Consider the following 17,617-nt stretch of genomic DNA (forward strand, 5'->3'; position numbering starts at 1 on the left):
ACGGGCGATCGCTCGATTGTAAGAGACTTGAAGGTGCAAGCGGCTGCCTGGCCGCCTGGGCTCGCTCAGCCGATCAGGCGCCCACGCCGTACCCGCATGCCCTTGCGCACCAGGTCCGGGGCCAGCCCGGTCAGGGCGGTGAGCGTGTTGCTGCCATTGGCATGGCAGATTGCCATGCCCAGGGCGTCCGCCGCATCGGAACTGGGGCGTCCCGTCAGGCTCAACAGGCGCATCACCATTTCCTGCACCTGCTCCTTGTTGGCGCGGCCGTAGCCGACCACCGCCACCTTCAACTGAAGTGCCGTGTACTCGAACACCGGCAGGCCATGCGTGACCAGCCCGCAGATCGCCGCGCCGCGGGCTTGGCCCAGCAACAGCGTGGATTGCGGGTTGACGTTGACGAATACCTTCTCGATTGCAGCGCAATCGGGCGTGTAGGTGCGGGTGACTTCGCTGATGCCGTCGAAGAGGGTTTTCAGCCTTGCCGGCAGGCCGCTGTCGCCGTCGCTCTTGATGGTGCCGGAGGCGATGTAGGTTAGCTTGTTGCCGTGCTTTTCCAGCACGCCGAAGCCGGTGGTACGGAGGCCGGGGTCGATGCCGAGGATACGCATGGGGGTCGGGCTCGGCTTTTAATGGGTGATGGGGGATTGTAACGTTGGGAGGGGAGGGGCGACTGTTACTGCTACTGCTACTTCGATTGCAACGGCCTGAAGTCAAAAGCAACTGCAATTGCAACTGCAGTTTCACCACCCCTGCGGGGCGGAGACCTACTTTCTTGTCTTGCCAAGAAAGTAGGCAAAGAAGGCGCCCCATACGGCCTTGGCACACCTTCACGGCTCGCTTCGCATCGCGCTTGGGTGATTTCCGCCCCTCGGGCGGGAATCACGGCTACACCGAATCCTTCACCTTGTCCGCTGGTTGGCTCCCCTCTCCCGCCTGCGGGAGAGGGGCCGGGGGAGAGGGCGGGCGCTCGCGATGCCGCGATGAGTTCGTTTGCCAAGCCCGCTGCAACCGCACGGACCAGGCCCGGACCTCAATGGCGGAAGTGGCGCACGCCGGTCAACACCATTGCGATATTGCGCTCGTCGGCCGCGGCGATCACTTCGTCGTCGCGCATCGAGCCGCCCGGCTGGATGACGCAGGTGGCACCTGCGTCCACCACTACGTCCAGGCCGTCGCGGAACGGGAAGAAGGCGTCCGATGCCACGGCCGAGCCCGCCAGCGTGAGGCCGGCGTTCTGCGCCTTGATGCTGGCGATGCGGGCCGAGTCCACGCGGCTCATCTGGCCGGCGCCGACGCCTAGCGTCATGCCGCCGCCACAGAACACGATGGCGTTCGACTTGACGAACTTGGCCACGCGCCAGGCGAACATCAGGTCGTCCATTTCCTTGGGCGTGGGCTGGCGCTTGGTCACCACGCGCAGTTCGTCCCGCTGCACGTTCCTGGCGTCGGGGCCTTGCACCAGCAGGCCGCCGCCGACGCGCTTGAAGTCATACGGGTTGAGGCCGTTGCCCAGCGGGATTTCCAGCAGGCGCACGTTCTGCTTGGCAGCAAACACGGCGCGCGCGCCGGCGCTGAACGACGGGGCGATCAGCACTTCGACGAACTGCTTGGCCACGGCTTGGGCGGCGGCTTCGTCCAGCTCGACGTTGAAGGCGATGATGCCGCCGAAGGCCGAGGTCGAGTCGGTCTTGAGGGCTTTTTCGTAGGCTTCCAGCGCATTGGCGCCGATTGCCACGCCGCACGGGTTGGCGTGCTTGATGATCACGCAGGCCGCGCCGGTGGCAGCGCCGAAGGTCTTGACGCATTCCCATGCCGCATCGGCGTCGGCGATGTTGTTGTACGACAGTTCCTTGCCTTGCAACTGCGTGTAGTTGGCCAGCGCGCCGTCGGAGGCTTTCAGGTCGCGGTAGAAGGCGGCTGACTGGTGCGGGTTCTCGCCATAGCGCATTTCCTGCACCTTCTCGAAGGCCAGGTTCAGCGTCTGCGGGTAGGCGCTGCGGGTCTGGTGCGCCTTGTCCGCGCCGAGGCTGGTCAGGTAGTTGGTGATGGCGCCGTCGTACTGCGCGGTGTGGGCGAACACCTTGGTGGCCAGGCGGAAGTTGGTGTCGTAGCCGACGCTGTTGGCGTTGGCGCGCATTTCTTCCAGCACCGGCGCGTAGTCGGCCGGGTCCACGATGACGGTGACGTCGCGGTGGTTCTTGGCGGCCGAGCGCAGCATGGTGGGGCCGCCGATGTCGATGTTCTCGATGGCGTCCGGCAGGGAGCAGTCATCCTTGGCCACGGTTTGCTGGAACGGGTACAGGTTCACGACCAGCAGGTCGATGGTGGGGATGTTGTGCTCGGCGAGAGCCGCCATGTGCTCGGGCAGGTCGCGGCGGGCCAGGATGCCGCCGTGCACCTTCGGGTGCAGGGTCTTGACGCGGCCGTCGAGCATTTCGGGGAAACCGGTGTAGTCGGCCACCTCGGTGACGGGCAGGCCGGCATCGGCCAGCAGCTTGGCGGTGCCGCCGGTGGAGAGCAGCGCGACGCCGAGCGAGTTGAGCTCGCGGGCAAATTCGACGATGCCGGTCTTGTCGGATACGGAGAGGAGGGCTTGCTTGATCATGGCTATGGGGAGACGCTTCAAAGTAAACCGTGCTGCTGCAACTTCTTGCGCAGCGTATTGCGATTGATGCCCAGGTAGGCGGCCGCGAGCGACTGGTTGCGCTCGGCGCGCGCCATCACTGCTTCCAGCAGCGGCCGTTCCACGGCTTCGAGCACCATGTTGTACATATTCGACGGCTCTTCACCGTCCAGGTCGCGAAAGTAGGCACCCAGGCTGTCCCGGATGCACTGGTCGATAGCGTTGCGGCTCATGCGGCAAGCAACTCCCCGTTATTGTTGTTGTTCGACTTGTTGCATTTCTCGTCGTCGGCGTCATCCGTGCCGTCCGCGCCGTCTTCCACATAGACCAGGCGCTCGGACAGCAGCGCCTGCTCATCGAAGAATTCGTTGACCGCGGCGAGCTGGGCCGTGGTGCTGTCCAGCGTGTTCATGCGGTGGCGGAACAGGTTGGCGCCGGCCAGGCCGCGCGTGTACCAGGCAATGTGCTTGCGCGCGGTGCGCACGCCGGTGAACTCGCCGTAGAAGTCGTAGTGGTCTTCCAGGTGCGCGTTCATGATGGCGCGGATCTCGGCCACTTCCGGTGACGGCAGCAGCTCACCGGTGGCCAGGTAGTGCTCGATCTCGCGGAACAGCCAGGGCCGGCCCTGCGCCGCGCGGCCGATCATGATGGCGTCGGCGCCGGTCACGGCCAGCACATGCTTGGCTTTTTGCGGCGTGGTGACGTCGCCATTGGCGACCACGGGGATGGAGAGCGCTGCCTTGACCGCGGCAATGGTCTCGTACTCGGCTTCGCCCTTGTACAGGTCGGCGCGCGTGCGCCCGTGCACGGTGAGCATGCTGATGCCGGCGTCTTCCACCATGCGCGCGATGCGAAGCGCATTGCGGTTCTGGCGGTCCCAGCCGGTACGGATCTTGAGCGTGACGGGCACGCGCGGATCGACCTCGGCCACGGCGGCGACCACCGCCTGGACGATGCGCACCACCAGCGGCTCGTTTTGCAGCAGCGCCGAGCCGGCGGCCACATTGCACACCTTCTTGGCCGGGCAGCCCATGTTGATGTCGATGATCTGCGCGCCGCGCTCCACGTTGTGGCGCGCGGCCTGCGCCATCATGGCCGGCTCGGCGCCGGCGATCTGCACCGCGATGGGCTCGACTTCGCCCGTGTGGTTGGCGCGCCGCATGGTCTTTTCGCTCTTCCACAACTGTGCGTTGGAGGCGACCATTTCGGACACCGCATAGCCCGCCCCCAGCCGTTTGCACAGCTGGCGGAATGGCCGGTCCGTCACACCGGCCATGGGCGCGACGAACAGGTTGTTGCGGAGTTGGTGCGGTCCGATTTGCACGATAGAGACTGGTAGCGACTGTAGCGACTGACGAGGGGCCGCAAGGCGGCCCGCAACTAGACAAAAATGAAAATGGCATGCCCTGCCGAAACAGTGCTCGGCGTCATTCAGTGGGCATGTGTGAGGGCAGGATTTTACCGCCAAACGCCCCGGGTTGCTCAAGATTTGAGCAAATATTGCACCGGGCCGGATTGCAAACAATGTTGACAACAGGGCCGCCGGCGGCCCTTGGCAGCCTTTAGCGGCGCATGCCGTACATCATCTGGTGCGCCAGCGTGTCCTTGAGCGGTCCCAGGCAAGCGAGCGCCGCCAGGGACGCCCCACGCGCGTGGGCAGCGAGCGGGTAGGAAACGCCAAACACGCGCGGCAGCAGGTCGGTCACGCCGATGGTGACGGCCCGATCCAGCTTTTGTTGCGCCGCAAACGCCTGCAAGGCCTGCGGGCTGCAGTCGGCGCGCAGCGCGAGCGCCAGGGCAAAGGCGTCGCGCAGGCCGAGGTTGAGACCCTGGCCGGCTACCGGATGTAGCGTCTGCGCCGCATTGCCGACCGCTACCACGCGGCCCTGCACGGTGACGGGCGCCGCGTTCAGCCCAAGCGGGAAGGCATGGCGCTTGCCAATGCCGGTGAAGCGGCCCATGCGCGGGCCGAAGGCTTGTTCCAGTTCAGCCAGGAACTCCCCTTCGGGCAGCGCGAGCCGGCGCGCCGCTTGTTCCGGCGGGCAGCACCAGACCAGGGCGTAGCCGGGTGTGCCGTGCTCTTCATGCGGCAGCAGTGCCAGCGGGCCTTCCTCCGTAAAGCGCTCCCAGGCCCAGCCGGGCTGCGGGCGCGAGCAGGCCACGTGGGCCACGATGGCGGTCTGCCCATAGTCGCGCCGGTATTTCCGCCCCTGCACGCCACGCTCCGCGCGGGTGGACTGCTGGTGGAACAGGCCGCCTTCGGCCTGCACCACCAGGCGCGCGCCGAAGGCGGCGGGCTGCTGGTCATGCCCATGGCCGCAGAGGCGCACCAGGCTGGCTGCAGCCGTATCGGGACCAGATTGCTCCAGCTGATCGATGCGCGTCTCGTAGACCCGTCGCAGGCGTTCGCCAGCGGGGGCGGGGCTGGCCTGGACGGCCTGGGCCAGCGCACGCTCGAGTGCCTCGCACAATTCGCCGTAGCGCACCACATAGCCCAGCGCAGGTACGTCGTAGTCGTGGCTGTGGAGCTTGACGTGGCCGAACCGCCCGCGTTGCGACACATGGATATGCTCGATCGGGGTGACAGCGCGGGGCCACGCGCCGATCTGCTCAAGCAGCTGGCGGCTGCCGTACGACAGCGCGATGGCGCGCGGATCGCGGGACGCGCGCGCCGGCGTGGCGGCGTCGATCAAGGTCAGGCGCCACGGGCTCTTGCGCAGCAACAGGCAGGCCAGCGCGAGGCCTACCGGCCCTGCGCCGACGATGGCGATATCCGTGTCCGCGCAGGCTTCAGTGCTTGCCGGGCTCATGCGCGCTGCCTGGCTGGGCGACGAGGTTGCTGTCGTTGCTCGCATTGCCCATGGCGCCGGACTCCGCCGGCTGTATGCCGCGCTTCCAGCAGTTGGCGTCGGTGCGGTGCTTGCCCGCCGCCGCGTCGCTCAGGGCGTTGTCCAGCTTCTGCTGGTTGAAGCCGGGAAATGCCTGCAGGCGTTCCACCAGCGCCGCATGGTTGGCCGCGTCGAGCGGTACCACGCAGCCCCGGGGCGTGCCGTCGGCCTTGGGGTCTCCCACCAGGATCAGCCAGGCCTTCCCGGCCCATGGCTCGCGGTTCGAGACCCGCACCACCACGCGTTCGATCACGTCCCATTCGAGTTCTTCGCGCTGGCCATCGGGGCGATGCACGACCAGGCGGTCATCATAGAGGTTGACCACGAACGGTTGCGCGGGATCAACGGCGCGCGCGCGGCTGGTCTGTGGGCGCTCGCCGCTCGGAAGTATCTTGCGTAGCCAACTGATCATCGTGTACCTCCCGCGTCGCGCATCAGCGCCTCGATTTCGTCCGCCTTGACCGGCACGCCGCGCGTCATCAGCTCGCAGCCGCCCTCGGTGACAACCGCATCGTCCTCGATGCGGATGCCGATATGCCAGAAGCGCTCCGGCACTTCCGGTGCCGGGCGCACGTAGATGCCGGGCTCCACCGTCAGCACCATGCCGGGCGCGAGGGGACGCCAGGCGCGTTCGCCCTCGGCCGGCGCGGCGCCGGGCACGCGGTACTCGCCCACGTCATGCACGTCCATGCCCAGCCAGTGGCCGGTGCGGTGCATGTAGAACTGGCGGTAGCTGCCGCTGGCGAGTACCTCGTCCAGGCCGCCGCAACGGTTCGCGTCGAGCAGGCCGGTATCAAGCATGCCCTGCGCCAGCACTCGCGTGGCGGCGTCGTGCGGCACGTTGTAGGGCACGCCGGGGCGGGTCTCGGCGATGGCGGCTTCCTGCGCGGCCACCACCAGGTCGTACAGCTCGCGCTGGGCTGGCGAAAAGCGGCCGGAGACGGGGAAGGTGCGGGTGATGTCGGACGCGTAGCCATCGAGCTCGCAGCCGGCGTCGATCAGGCACAGGTCGCCATCGCGCAGCTCGGCGGGGCCGGCGCGGTAGTGCAGCACGCAGGCATTGGGGCCGGTGGCGACGATCGAGTTGTAGGCGACGCTCTGCGCACCGTGGCGGCGGAATTCGTAGAGCAGCTCGGCTTCCAGGTGGTATTCGCGCAGGCCCTCGCGCGAAGCACGCATGGCGCGCACATGGGCCTGGGCCGAGATCTCGGCGGCGCGGCGCATGGTGGCGATCTCGCCGGCATCCTTGAACAAGCGCATCTCGTCGAGGATGGTGCGGATGTCGATCGCCGTCGATGGCGCGGTCACGCCGGCACGGCCCTGCATGCGCACCGTTTCGAGCCAGCGCCGCACCTGCATATCGGTGCGGGTGTTGGCGGCCAGCGGGTAGGCCACCACAGCGTGGTCGGCCAGCAGCGAGGGCAGCAGGGCGTCGATTTCCTCGACCGAATGTGCCTCGTCGAAGCCGAAGGCCGCCTGCGCGCCTTCCGGGCCATAGCGGAAGCCATCCCAGATCTCGCGCTCCTCGTGCTTGGGGCGGCAGAACAGGATGCTGCGCTCGGCGCCGCCCGCCTGCGCCACCAGGACCAGCACGGCCTCCGGCTCGGTGAAGCCGGTCAGGTAATAGAAATAGCTGTCATGGCGATAGGGATAGTCGCTATCGCGGTTGCGCATGGCTTCCGGCGCGGTGGGCAGGATCGCCACGCCGCCGCCGGCGGCGCGTAATTGCTGCAGCACGCGGGCGCGCCGGTCGCGACAGGCGAGAAGGAGGGCGGAGTCGGGTGCGGACATGTGTTGGGCCACGTGGATGGGGAATAGGACGATTCTAACGCCGTCGGATTGCCGGCGCGGGGCTGGACTGGCCGGACCCGCTCAGGGCAAGGGTGCGCAAGCGGTGCCGGCTCGCGCTAGCACCAGGGCATCGAGGGCCGCCAGCTGGGCCGGCGTGCCGACGTTCTCCCAGGCGCCGTCGAAGCGCTCGCCGCTGGCCAGCCCGGCCGCCACGGCGGCGCGATAGTAGGGCGTCATGGCAACTTTCTGGCCGGGCTCGATGGCGGTGAACAGCCGGGTGTCGTACAGGCCGATATTGCCGAAGGTCAGGCTCGGCGCCGTCGCCGTGGGCGTGAGCGACAACAGGCCGTTGGCGCCGAGCGCAAAATCGCCGCCCGGATGGAACGGCGGATTGGGCACCATCACGAGGTGCATGCGCGGCTCGGGCGCACCGGCCATGGCGCGCGCGCGGGGCAGCAGGGCGCGGAAGTCGTAATCGGTGAAGATGTCGCCGGATACCGCCAGGAAGATCTCGCCGCGCTCGGGTGCGGCCGACAACAGCGGCAGCGCCTGGGCGATGCCGCCGGCGGTTTCCAGCGCGCTGGGCTCGGCTGAGTACGCCAGGCGAACGCCGAAGCGGTTGCCATCACCGAGCGCCTGCTCGATCTGCTCGCCGAGCCAGGCGTGGTTGATCACGATGTCCTTGAAGCCGGCGCGCGCCAGCGCCTCGATCTTCCAGACGATCAGCGGCTTGCCGCCCACCTGCAGCAGCGGCTTGGGATGGGCATCGGTCAGCGGGCGCATGCGTTCGCCGCGCCCGGCTGCAAAAATCATGGCTTTCAATGCAGGGTCTCCGGCGCTTATTTCAGCGCGTGGTTCAGCAGGTATGTCAGCGCGATCAGGGTGCCCATGCCGCCAGCGATGGTCCAGCCAATGCTGCGCGTCCTGGCGGCGATGACAATGGCCACCAGCCCTGCTACCAGGCGCGCATTGCCGGGGCCGATGTCGACGTGGCCATCACGCATCAGCAGGTCGGGCGCGATCAACGCCGACAGCATGGCGGCCGGCACGAATTGCAGCGCGGTGCGGAACCACGACGGCAGCCGCACCCGGCCTTCCACGGCAATGAAGGACAGGCGGATCAGGAAGGTGGCGAGGCCGGCGCCGATAAACACCAGCAGCAGGGTGAGCTGGCTCATGCGGCGGGCTCCGTCGCGGCCGGCTTGCGCTGCCTGCGGTCCTTGCCAAGCAGCAGCATGCCCGCGGCAATCCCGCCCAGCGCCGCGACCATCAGGCCAAGCTTGTGCGGCATGCCGTAGCAGGCCACCGCCAGCGCCGTGGCCGCCAGCGCCGCCGCGGCGTGCGAGCGGTGCTTGATGCCGGGCACGATGATGGCGATGAAGGTGAGCGGCAGGAAGAAATCAAGCGGCCAGTCGCGCGGGACCTGGGCGCCCACCAGCACACCCGCCAGCGTCGAGACCTGCCAGCTGGCCCACAGCGCGAAGCCGGCGCCAAAGAAGAACCAGTGGCGGTAGCGCTTGTGTTCGTCGTCGTCACTGAGGCGCCGCGTCATGGCGGCGAAGGCCTCGTCGGTCAGCAAGTAGGAGATGAGTGCCTTCCAGCGGCCCGGTAGGTGCGCCAGCGCCGGGGCCATGGTGGCCGAGTACAGCGCATGGCGCAGGTTGACCATGGCGACCGTCACGGCGATCAGCACCGCCGGCGTGCCCGCCGCCCACAGTTGCGTCAGGATCATCTGCGAGGCGCCGCCGAACACGATTGCGCTCATGGCGCAGGCCAGCCACGCGGGCATGCCGGCGTTGACCGCCAGCACGCCGTAGATCAGGCCGAACGGCGCCACGCCAAGCAGCATCGGCGCCAGCGCCCGCACGCCAGCCCACCACTCGCCGCCGCGGGTGAGCGTGGCCGTGGGATCGCCGCCGGATGTCATGGCTGTGCGTCCGTCATGGCTTGCACCGGCATCAGAACGTGTAGCCGACCGGGCGTTCGACGCCGTCGAGGGCGTCGAACAGCCGTACCAGCCTGCGCAGCTCGATGTAGCGGCCCGCCACCTGGCGCGCGTACTTGAGCACCAGCGGCAGGTTGGCCAGGTAGCCATCCTTGCCGTCGCGATGGTACAGGCGGGCAAAGATGCCGAGTACCTTGAGGTGGCGCTGCAGGCCCATCCACTCGAAATCCCGGTAGAAGTCACCAAAATCGGGCGCCACCGGCAGCCCGGCCATGCGCGCGCGCTCCCAGTAGCGGATCAGCCAGTCGAGTTGCTCCTGCTCGTCCCATTCAATATAGGCATCGCGCCACAGCGACACCGCATCATAGGTAATGGGGCCGATCACCGCGTCCTGGAAATCCAGGATGCCGGGATTGGCCTCGCCCTCAAGCACCATCAGGTTGCGTGAGTGATAGTCGCGATGCACATACACCTGCGGCTGTGCCAGGTTGTTGGCCAGCAGCGTCTGCATCACTTCGGCCAGCCCGGATTCCTGGTCGGGCGTCAGTGTCACGCCCAGGTGCCGGGCCACGTACCACTGCGGGAACAGGTCGACTTCGCGCTGCAGCAGCACGCGGTCGTAGGCGGGCAAGGTGCCGGGGCGGGTCGCGAGCTGGATCTTCACAAGCGCGGCGGCGGCATCGCCATAAAGGCCGCGCGCGCTGGCCGCGTCCAGCCGCGACAGATACGTGGTGTTGCCCAGGTCGCTGAGCAGCAGGAAGCCTTGCTCGAGGTTCTGCGCCAGTACCTTGGGCACGCTCACGCCGGCAGCGCCGAACAGTTCCGCGACATGGATGAAGGGGCGGCAGTCCTCCTGCGCGGGAGGCGCATCCATCACGATCACGCTCGGATGGTCGGGGTGGCTGGTGCTGGCCCGGAAGTACCGCCGGAAGCTGGCGTCAGCCGATGCGGGGGTACAGGAGTCGGGGTTAATGGACCAGGCCGGACCGAGTCCGGACACCCAGACTTTGAGCTGGTCGAGACGCGGGTCGAGAGGATGTGCTGCCATGCCGGAAAGGGAGAATAGGATGCCCCGTATAATACCCGACCAGACCCGGGCCCCGGGGCGGCTCCCAGGCGGGCCTCCTACAGCCCGACAGCCTGCTTCGGCGGTGGCTGGCGGTTGCTGGGCCGCCGCCGCCGCTCTGACTCATGACCCGCTCGCATGACCGAACAACGACGATCACCGAACCAGAAGGCTAGCAAGACACCGGCACGACTCCCCGGCAGCGCGTTGCGCCCGCTCGTGTTGGCCATGGCCGGCTGGTCGGTGGGTGCGCACGCGCAGGCCGTGAGCTCCGCCATTCCCGACCTGCCGGTGGCCGAGCCGACCGTCGAAGCGGCACCCGAGGCCCCGCCGGTAGCCGGCGAACTGGTGCCGCGTCTGGCCGAGCCGGGCACGGCCAAGACCAAGACGGCCGAGCCGGACGACAACCCGCCCACCTTTGTCTCGGGCGATCGCATGACCGGCTATAACCAGCGTGGCGTGGAGCTCGAGGGCAACGCCGAGCTGCGCCGCAATGGCGGCGTGGTCAAGGGCGACAAGCTCACCTACGACCAGGACAGCGACGAGGCTTTTGTCCACGGCAATGCCCGCATTGCCCGCGACGGCTCGCTCTCGGTCGGGCCGGAAGCCCGGCTGCGGGTCGAGGCCAACGAAGGCTACATGCTGTCTCCGGACTACTATTTCCAGCAGACCGGTGGCTCCGGCAAGGCCGAGCGCATCGATTTCATCGACAAAAATCTCAGCACGATCAAGCGCGCCACCTACACGACCTGTTCGCCCGACAATGCGGACTGGTATTTCAGCGCGCGCGAGCTCGATATCGACAGCGACCGCCAGGTCGGCACTGCCTATGGCGGCGTGCTGCGCTTTTTCGACGTGCCGATCATGGCCGCGCCGGTGTTCAGCTTCCCCTTGAACAGCGAGCGCCGCAGCGGCGTGCTGCCGCCGCTGTTCGGCTATAGCTCGCGCTCGGGCATGGACCTCACGGTCCCGTATTACTTCAATATCGCGCCCAACCGCGACCTGACGATCTTTCCGCGCGTGCTGAGTTCGCGCGGGGTGCAGCTTGGCACCGACTACCGCTATATCGGCAGCGGCTATTCCGGGCGTATCCGCGGCGAATTCCTGCCGGACGACCAGAAGACCAAGACCAACCGCTGGGCGTATTCGATCCAGCATGTCCAGAACATAGCGCCGGGACTGAATGCGTACGTTAACCTGAACAAGGTGTCGGACGGCCAGTATCCCGACGACCTGACCCGCTCGGTGACACAGGCGACGTTGCGCCAGTACACGCAGGAAGGCGGCGTCACCTACAACTGGCAGGATTTTGCCCTGCTGGCCCGGGTGCAGAAATTCCAGACGCTCGCGCCTAGCCAGCCTTCTTATGAGCGTGTGCCTCAGCTCAATGGCAAGTACACGCGTTATGACCTGGGTGGCTTCGATATCCAAGTGGAAGCCGACTACACGCGCTTCCGCATTCCTTTGGGCACGACAGGTACGCAACTGCCGCAGGGTGAACGTGTCTTCATCCAGCCCTCGATCAGCTATCCGATCATTCGGCCAGGCTGGTTCGTCACGCCCAAGGTGACGTTCAATGCCACGCAGTACCAGATGGAGTCCTCCACCAACACCGCGGGCACGCCCAATACGCTGAACCGCGCCTTGCCGACCATGAGCGTGGATTCGGGCATGACGTTCGAGCGCGAGGCGCCGACCGTGAGCCGGCTGTTCGGCGTCAATTACGTGCAGACGCTGGAGCCGCGTCTGTTTTATGTCTACACGCCGTTCCGCGACCAGAGCCAGTTTCCGATCTTTGACACGGTGCAGTCGGACTTTGGCTACGGCCAGATTTTCAGTGAGAATCCGTTCACGGGCTATGATCGCATTGCCGACAACAACAAGCTGACTGGCGGCGTGACCACGCGCTTGATTGAGGCGAGCAGCGGCATCGAACGTTTCCGCGGCACTATTGCGCAGCGCTTTGACTTCACTGGCCAGCGGGTGCAGCTCAATGGCACCGATCCGGCCAAGGCAGGCTATTCTGATTTGCTGGCAGCGACCACGATCCAGATGTTCAAGGGTTATTACCTTGATGCTGGCGTGCAGTACAACCCGGACAGCGATCGGGTGATCTACTCGAACATCGCCTTCTCGTGGCGGCCGGAGCAGCGCAAGACGCTGAATATCGGCTATCGCTACCGGCGCCCCACTTCGGTGACGGACAATACCGCCATCGACCAGTTCGAGGTTTCGAGCCAGTGGCCGCTGACACAGCGCACCTACGGCATCGGCCGGGTCGCGTTCGACCTGAGCGCAAGCCAACTGGTGGACGCGCTGGCCGGCTTCGAATACGCAGCGGATTGCTGGGTTGGCCGTGTGGTCTACCAGCGCTTCCGCAATACCACGCAGGGCTACACCGGACGCATCTTCTTCCAGGTGGAGTTCCGCGGGTTGTCCAAGATCGGTTCCAATCCGCTGGATGTGCTGCGGCTGAACGTGCCGGGTTATGAGCCCGTCCTCGCCAAGCCTGTTATCCCATCCCAGCTCGACCACTATGAATGACGGACCATGATGAAACGTCAAGAATTCAACGCGCTCTCCTCGATGTCTTCCCGCCTGACCGGCTGGCAAAGCCTGCTGCTGACCGCACTGCTGGCCGCCTTCGCACTGCCGGCTTCGGCACAGCTGAAGGCGCCCGGGCAGAAGGCCACCGGCATCTTCATGCCCCAGGCCGGCGACAGCGCTGCCGCCTCGCCCAGCCAGCCGCGCCTGGGCGTGACGCAGCCGGGCACGAGCGCGCAGCGCTCGCAACTGGTGGACGAGGTGGTGGCGATCGTCAACAACAGCGTGATCACGCGGCGCGAATTGCTGGACCGCGCCGACGAGATCGAATCGCAGCTGCGCCAGGCCAACCGCCCGGTGCCGGCGCGCGCCGACCTGCTGGGCGAAGTGCTCGAGCGGCTGGTGATGGAGCGGGTCCAGACGCAAGCGGCGCAGGATGCCGGCATCAAGGTGACCGACCAGGAAGTCGATCGCGCCATTGAGTCGGTCGCGCAGCAAAACCACATCAATGCGACCGACCTGCGCAGCCAGGTCGAGCGCAGCGGCATGACCTGGACCAAGTACCGTGACGAGCTGCGCAAGCAGGTCCAGGTGATCCGCCTGCGCGAGCGCGAGGTGGATTCCAAGATCCAGGTCTACGACGGCGAGATCGACAACTATCTCGCGGCGAATGGCGCACCGGGCGCGGCCGCCACCGCCACCGGCCCCACCGAATACAACGTGGCCCAGATCCTGGTGCGCGTGCCGGAAGATGCCTCCGAGGCGCAGAAGGCAGCCTTGCGCGCCAAGGCCGAAGGGTTGCTCAAGCAGGCTCAGGGCGGTGCGGATTTCGCCCAGCTGGCGCAGGGCTCCGACGGCCCTGAGGCCGCTCAGGGAGGCTCGCTCGGCTTCCGTGAAATCGGCCGGCTGCCGGCGCTGTTTGCCAATGCCGTGCTTGACCTGCAGCCTGGTGGCGTGGCGCCCCAGGTCATCGAGAGCGCCAACGGTTTCCATGTGCTCAAGCTGGTGGCCAAGCGCACCGCGCCGCCGGCAGCGTCGAACCCGGCGGCCAGCGATCGCATCACGCAGACCCAGGTGCGCCATATCCTGATCCGCACCGGCCCCAACATGCCGGAGGCCGAGGCACGCCGCCAACTGGCCACGCTGCGCGACCGGATCACCCACGGCGGCGACTTTGCCGACGCGGCCAAGCGCTTCTCCCAGGATGGGTCGGCGCAGAACGGCGGCGATCTCGGCTGGGTATCGCCGGGCGAGCTGGTGCCGGAGTTCGAGCAGGCCATGAGCCGCCTGCGCCCGGGCGAGGTGTCCGAGCCCATCGTCACGCAGTTCGGCGTGCATCTGATCCAGGTGCTCAATCGCCGCGAGACCGAGATCACGCCGGAGAAGCAGCGCGACTTTGCCCGCGCGGAGATTCGCGAGCAGAAGGTGCGCGCGGCGTATGAAGACTGGCAGCGCCAGTTGCGCCAGGCCGCCTACGTGGAATACCGCGTCAACCGCCAGCGCTAACCAGAACGCATCGCCACCATGTCCGAGCCGCTCGCGCTAGCCATCACCACCGGGGAACCCGCCGGCATTGGCCCCGACATTACCGTCGGCGCCTTGCTGCAACTTGCCGGCGAGCATCCGCAGGTGCGTTTTCACGTGCTTGGCGACGCGGGCCTGCTGGCGGCGCGCGCCGCCGCGCTGGGTGTCGCGCAAGCCTGGGCGCACCGGCTTGCGGATGGCAGCGTGGTGTGCGACGACATCCCTCTGGCCGTGCCTTGCGATGCTGGCCGGCTGGATGCGCGCAACGGCGGCTATGTGCTCGCCTTGCTCGATGCAGCCATCGATGGCTGCATGGGCGGGACCAGCGGCACGCGGCGTTTTGCCGGCATGGTGACCGCGCCCGTGCAGAAGAGCACCATCAACGATGCCGGCGTGCCCTTCACCGGGCACACCGAATACCTGGCCGAGCGCGCCGGCGTGCCGCGCGTCGTGATGATGCTGGCCGGCCCGCAGCCCGCGCATGGCAACGCCATGCTGCGCGTGGCGCTGGCCACCACCCACCTGCCATTGCGCGCGGTGCCCGACGCGCTGACCGTGTCCATGCTGGAAGAAACGCTGGCCATCGTCGACCACGACCTGCGCCGGCATTTCGGCATCGCCCGGCCGCGTATCCTGGTGACCGGCCTGAACCCGCATGCCGGCGAAAGCGGCCATATGGGCCGCGAGGAGATCGATGTGATCATTCCCGCGCTGGCCCATGCCGTGGACGCGGGCATCGATGCCCGCGGCCCGTACCCGGCCGACACGCTGTTCCAGCCCCGCCATCTAGATGGGGCTGACTGCGTGCTGGCGATGTACCACGACCAGGGCCTGGCCCCGCTCAAGTACGGCACATTTGGCCACGGCGTGAACATCACGCTGGGGCTGCCTTTTATCCGCACCTCGGTCGACCATGGCACTGCGCTCGACCTGGCCGCAAGTGGCCAGGCCGAGCACGGCAGCATGATCGAGGCGATCCGCAACGCCATCGTCATGGCCGGCCACGCCAACGGCCGGCCGCGCGCCGCGCCGCTGGTGGCAACACGCTGACGCCCGAGCGAGACCTAACTATGCGTTCCAACGTACACCAGGGCCATGTGGCCCGCAAACGATTCGGACAGAACTTCCTGGTCGATGACGGCATCATCCACGGCATCGTCAGTGCCATCGACCCGCAGCACGGCGATACCCTGGTCGAAATCGGCCCCGGCCTCGGCGCGCTGACCCAGCCGCTGCTGGAGCGCTTGCCGCAGATGCAGGTGGTCGAGCTTGACCGCGACCTGGTGGAGCGCCTGCGCCGCCGCTACGGCGAACGGCTGGTGATCCACGCCGGCGACGCGCTGGCCTTCGATTTCGGCAAGCTGTGCGAAGCCGGCAAGCCGCTGCGCATCGTCGGCAACCTGCCCTACAACATCTCCAGCCCGCTGCTGTTCCACCTGGCCGAGTTTGCCGACCAGGTGCGCGACCAGCACTTCATGCTGCAAAAGGAAGTGGTCGAGCGCATGGTGGCCGAGCCAGGCAGCAAAGCCTTCGGGCGGCTGTCGATCATGCTGCAGGTGCGCTATCACATGGAGCATGTGCTCGACGTGCCGCCGGCCTCGTTCAACCCGCCGCCCAAGGTTGACTCCGCCGTGGTGCGCATGATCCCCTGGCCGCGCCAGCCCGATGGCCAGTTGCGCTCGCCGTATCCCGCGTGCAACCTGACGGTGCTGGGCGACGTGGTGGCCGCGGCGTTCTCGCAGCGGCGCAAGGTCCTGCGCAATACACTGTCGATGCTGCGCGACCAGGTCGATTTTGAAGCCCTTGGCTTCGACCTGGCGCGGCGCGCCGAGGAAGTCCCCGTGGCCGAGTACGTCGGCCTGGCGCGCCAGCTTGAAACCCCGGCTACATGATGCGCGCGACCGGCTCTCGTTCCCATTGGCGGCGCTGCTGAACGCAGCGGCACGTCGTCATCCCCTGATCCCGACTCCAGCCGCCGCAGCCCGGTTGGCAGCACTCTGCCTGCGCTGACCGGCACCGCGGCGCTTCTCTTACCCAAGGAAATGCCATGACTAGCGAAACGCAGGCGCCCCAGCGCAAGGTCATCCTCACCGGCGACCGCCCCACCGGCCAGCTTCACCTGGGCCACTACGTTGGCTCGCTCAAGAGCCGCGTGGCGCTGCAGGATACCCACAAGCAATATCTGCTGCTGGCCGACACCCAGGCCATGACCGACAACGCGCACGATCCGGACAAAGTGCGGCGCAACGTGCTGGAAGTGGCGCTCGACTACCTCGCGGTCGGCATCGACCCGGCCAAGACCACCATCACGGTGCAGTCGCACCTGCCCGCGCTGGCCGAGCTGACCCTGATGTACCTGAACTTCGTCACGGTCGCCCGGCTCGAACGCAACCCGACCATCAAGGAAGAGATCCAGGCGCGCGGCTTCGGCCGCGATATCCCGGCGGGCTTCCTGTGCTACCCGGCTTCGCAAGCTGCCGACATCACCGGCTTCAAGGCCACCGTGGTGCCGGTCGGCGAGGACCAGGCCCCCCTGATCGAGCAGACCAACGAGATCGCGCGCCGAATCAACCACCAGGTTGGCCGCGAAGTGCTGCCGGAAGCCGCCGCGCTGATCCCGCGCTTTGGCCGGCTGCCCGGCGTCGACGGCAAGGCCAAGATGAGCAAGTCGCAAGGCAACGCCATCTCGCTGGCGGCCTCGCCCGAGCAGGTCAAGGAAGCTGTCATGCGCATGTACACCGACGCCAACCACCTCAAGGTGTCCGATCCGGGCCAGGTGGAGGGCAATGTAGTGTTCACCTACCTCGACGCGTTCGACGAGGCGGTCGATGAAGTGGCCGAGTTGAAGGAGCACTATCGGCGCGGCGGCTTGGGTGACATGGTCCTCAAGCGCAGGCTCGATGGTGTGCTGCAAGGGCTGCTGGCGCCGATTCGTGAGCGGCGCGAGGAGCTGGCCAAGGATCCGGCCTCTGTGTTTGACATTTTGAAGCAGGGGACGGAGCAGGCACGGTTGGTGACGCAGGCTACGTTGGATGAAGTGCGCGAGGCGTTGGGGACTTTTAGGTTTTGAGGTTGAATTGTTGGGGGTTGTAGGTTAATGGCAACTGCAACTGCAACGGCTTAACGTCAAGGTCAACTTCAACTGCCGTTTCACCGCCCCTGCGGGGAGGCGACCTACTTTCTTGTCTCGCCAAGAAAGTAGGCAAAGAAGCGACCCGGATGGGGCGACCCCC

Annotated in this window: 16 protein-coding genes; 5 read left to right on the plus strand and 11 right to left on the minus strand. The window is 66.9% G+C overall.

Features of this window, described 5'->3' with window-relative positions; genetic code table 11:
* Window positions 1–65 precede the first annotated feature (65 nt).
* The 11 genes from ruvC to AC1RQC_RS35465 form a co-directional block, all read right to left on the minus strand.
* The gene (gene ruvC / locus AC1RQC_RS35415) at window positions 66–611 is read right to left on the minus strand and encodes a crossover junction endodeoxyribonuclease RuvC (protein ID WP_492376855.1); all 546 of its coding nucleotides are present in this window, start codon (window positions 609–611) and stop codon (window positions 66–68) included.
* Window positions 612–1,033: 422 nt separating this feature from the next.
* Entirely contained in the window at window positions 1,034–2,608 is a 1,575-nt protein-coding gene (gene purH, locus AC1RQC_RS35420) for a bifunctional phosphoribosylaminoimidazolecarboxamide formyltransferase/IMP cyclohydrolase (RefSeq protein ID WP_183034453.1), read from the minus strand.
* Between the two features lie 17 nt (window positions 2,609–2,625).
* Window positions 2,626–2,859: a Fis family transcriptional regulator gene (locus AC1RQC_RS35425; protein WP_006156396.1), complete on the minus strand. Its 234-nt coding sequence runs from the start codon at window positions 2,857–2,859 to the stop codon at window positions 2,626–2,628.
* Window positions 2,856–3,950, minus strand: coding sequence for a tRNA dihydrouridine synthase DusB (gene dusB / locus AC1RQC_RS35430; RefSeq protein WP_492376410.1), 1,095 nt, complete (start codon window positions 3,948–3,950; stop codon window positions 2,856–2,858). The genes AC1RQC_RS35425 and dusB overlap by 4 nt, the downstream gene beginning before the upstream one ends.
* A gap of 238 nt (window positions 3,951–4,188) precedes the next feature.
* Complete coding sequence (locus AC1RQC_RS35435) at window positions 4,189–5,436, minus strand: UbiH/UbiF/VisC/COQ6 family ubiquinone biosynthesis hydroxylase (protein ID WP_492832950.1); 1,248 nt, start codon at window positions 5,434–5,436, stop codon at window positions 4,189–4,191.
* On the minus strand, window positions 5,417–5,926 hold the full coding sequence (locus tag AC1RQC_RS35440; RefSeq protein WP_492832952.1) for a hypothetical protein: 510 nt from the start codon (window positions 5,924–5,926) through the stop codon (window positions 5,417–5,419). The genes AC1RQC_RS35435 and AC1RQC_RS35440 overlap by 20 nt, the downstream gene beginning before the upstream one ends.
* Complete coding sequence (locus AC1RQC_RS35445) at window positions 5,923–7,305, minus strand: aminopeptidase P N-terminal domain-containing protein (RefSeq protein WP_492886119.1); 1,383 nt, start codon at window positions 7,303–7,305, stop codon at window positions 5,923–5,925. Before AC1RQC_RS35445 ends, AC1RQC_RS35440 begins: the two co-directional genes overlap by 4 nt.
* An 81-nt stretch (window positions 7,306–7,386) precedes the next feature.
* Window positions 7,387–8,127: an N-acetylmuramate alpha-1-phosphate uridylyltransferase MurU gene (gene murU / locus AC1RQC_RS35450; RefSeq protein ID WP_492376414.1), complete on the minus strand. Its 741-nt coding sequence runs from the start codon at window positions 8,125–8,127 to the stop codon at window positions 7,387–7,389.
* 17 nt (window positions 8,128–8,144) lie between these two features.
* Window positions 8,145–8,483: an AzlD domain-containing protein gene (locus AC1RQC_RS35455; protein WP_043343742.1), complete on the minus strand. Its 339-nt coding sequence runs from the start codon at window positions 8,481–8,483 to the stop codon at window positions 8,145–8,147.
* The gene (locus AC1RQC_RS35460; RefSeq protein ID WP_492376415.1) at window positions 8,480–9,232 is read right to left on the minus strand and encodes an AzlC family ABC transporter permease; all 753 of its coding nucleotides are present in this window, start codon (window positions 9,230–9,232) and stop codon (window positions 8,480–8,482) included. The genes AC1RQC_RS35455 and AC1RQC_RS35460 overlap by 4 nt, the downstream gene beginning before the upstream one ends.
* A 31-nt stretch (window positions 9,233–9,263) precedes the next feature.
* Window positions 9,264–10,298, minus strand: coding sequence for an aminoglycoside phosphotransferase family protein (locus tag AC1RQC_RS35465; RefSeq protein WP_492376416.1), 1,035 nt, complete (start codon window positions 10,296–10,298; stop codon window positions 9,264–9,266).
* A 156-nt stretch (window positions 10,299–10,454) separates the two neighbouring features.
* Here AC1RQC_RS35465 and AC1RQC_RS35470 point away from each other — a divergent pair, with 156 nt between their 5' ends.
* The 5 genes from AC1RQC_RS35470 to trpS all read left to right on the plus strand — a co-directional run bounded on the left by AC1RQC_RS35470 (window position 10,455) and on the right by trpS (window position 17,454).
* On the plus strand, window positions 10,455–12,860 hold the full coding sequence (locus AC1RQC_RS35470; protein ID WP_492376417.1) for an LPS-assembly protein LptD: 2,406 nt from the start codon (window positions 10,455–10,457) through the stop codon (window positions 12,858–12,860).
* A gap of 9 nt (window positions 12,861–12,869) precedes the next feature.
* Window positions 12,870–14,366 (plus strand): peptidylprolyl isomerase, encoded by a 1,497-nt coding sequence (locus AC1RQC_RS35475; RefSeq protein WP_492376419.1) that lies wholly within the window; start codon window positions 12,870–12,872, stop codon window positions 14,364–14,366.
* Between the two features lie 18 nt (window positions 14,367–14,384).
* On the plus strand, window positions 14,385–15,434 hold the full coding sequence (pdxA, locus tag AC1RQC_RS35480) for a 4-hydroxythreonine-4-phosphate dehydrogenase PdxA (protein WP_492376418.1): 1,050 nt from the start codon (window positions 14,385–14,387) through the stop codon (window positions 15,432–15,434).
* A gap of 20 nt (window positions 15,435–15,454) precedes the next feature.
* Window positions 15,455–16,276 carry a 16S rRNA (adenine(1518)-N(6)/adenine(1519)-N(6))-dimethyltransferase RsmA gene (gene rsmA, locus AC1RQC_RS35485; protein ID WP_174427471.1) on the plus strand — a complete coding sequence of 274 codons (822 nt, stop codon included), beginning with the start codon at window positions 15,455–15,457 and terminating at the stop codon, window positions 16,274–16,276.
* 155 nt (window positions 16,277–16,431) lie between these two features.
* Window positions 16,432–17,454: a tryptophan--tRNA ligase gene (gene trpS / locus AC1RQC_RS35490; RefSeq protein WP_416047618.1), complete on the plus strand. Its 1,023-nt coding sequence runs from the start codon at window positions 16,432–16,434 to the stop codon at window positions 17,452–17,454.
* Window positions 17,455–17,617: the final 163 nt, after the last annotated feature.

The organism is Cupriavidus sp. GW822-FHT03E04, assembly GCF_058801495.1.

Coding starts and splice junctions, on each gene's coding strand:
- purH (WP_183034453.1), bottom strand. CDS start 2,608: ATGATCAAGCAAGCCCTCCTCTCCGTATCCGACAAGACCGGCATCGTC.
- AC1RQC_RS35425 (WP_006156396.1), bottom strand. CDS start 2,859: ATGAGCCGCAACGCTATCGACCAGTGCATCCGGGACAGCCTGGGTGCC.
- AC1RQC_RS35460 (WP_492376415.1), bottom strand. CDS start 9,232: ATGACATCCGGCGGCGATCCCACGGCCACGCTCACCCGCGGCGGCGAG.
- AC1RQC_RS35435 (WP_492832950.1), bottom strand. CDS start 5,436: ATGAGCCCGGCAAGCACTGAAGCCTGCGCGGACACGGATATCGCCATC.
- trpS (WP_416047618.1), top strand. CDS start 16,432: ATGACTAGCGAAACGCAGGCGCCCCAGCGCAAGGTCATCCTCACCGGC.
- ruvC (WP_492376855.1), bottom strand. CDS start 611: ATGCGTATCCTCGGCATCGACCCCGGCCTCCGTACCACCGGCTTCGGC.
- AC1RQC_RS35470 (WP_492376417.1), top strand. CDS start 10,455: ATGACCGAACAACGACGATCACCGAACCAGAAGGCTAGCAAGACACCG.
- AC1RQC_RS35445 (WP_492886119.1), bottom strand. CDS start 7,305: ATGTCCGCACCCGACTCCGCCCTCCTTCTCGCCTGTCGCGACCGGCGC.
- AC1RQC_RS35465 (WP_492376416.1), bottom strand. CDS start 10,298: ATGGCAGCACATCCTCTCGACCCGCGTCTCGACCAGCTCAAAGTCTGG.
- AC1RQC_RS35455 (WP_043343742.1), bottom strand. CDS start 8,483: ATGAGCCAGCTCACCCTGCTGCTGGTGTTTATCGGCGCCGGCCTCGCC.
- pdxA (WP_492376418.1), top strand. CDS start 14,385: ATGTCCGAGCCGCTCGCGCTAGCCATCACCACCGGGGAACCCGCCGGC.
- AC1RQC_RS35475 (WP_492376419.1), top strand. CDS start 12,870: ATGAAACGTCAAGAATTCAACGCGCTCTCCTCGATGTCTTCCCGCCTG.
- rsmA (WP_174427471.1), top strand. CDS start 15,455: ATGCGTTCCAACGTACACCAGGGCCATGTGGCCCGCAAACGATTCGGA.
- AC1RQC_RS35440 (WP_492832952.1), bottom strand. CDS start 5,926: ATGATCAGTTGGCTACGCAAGATACTTCCGAGCGGCGAGCGCCCACAG.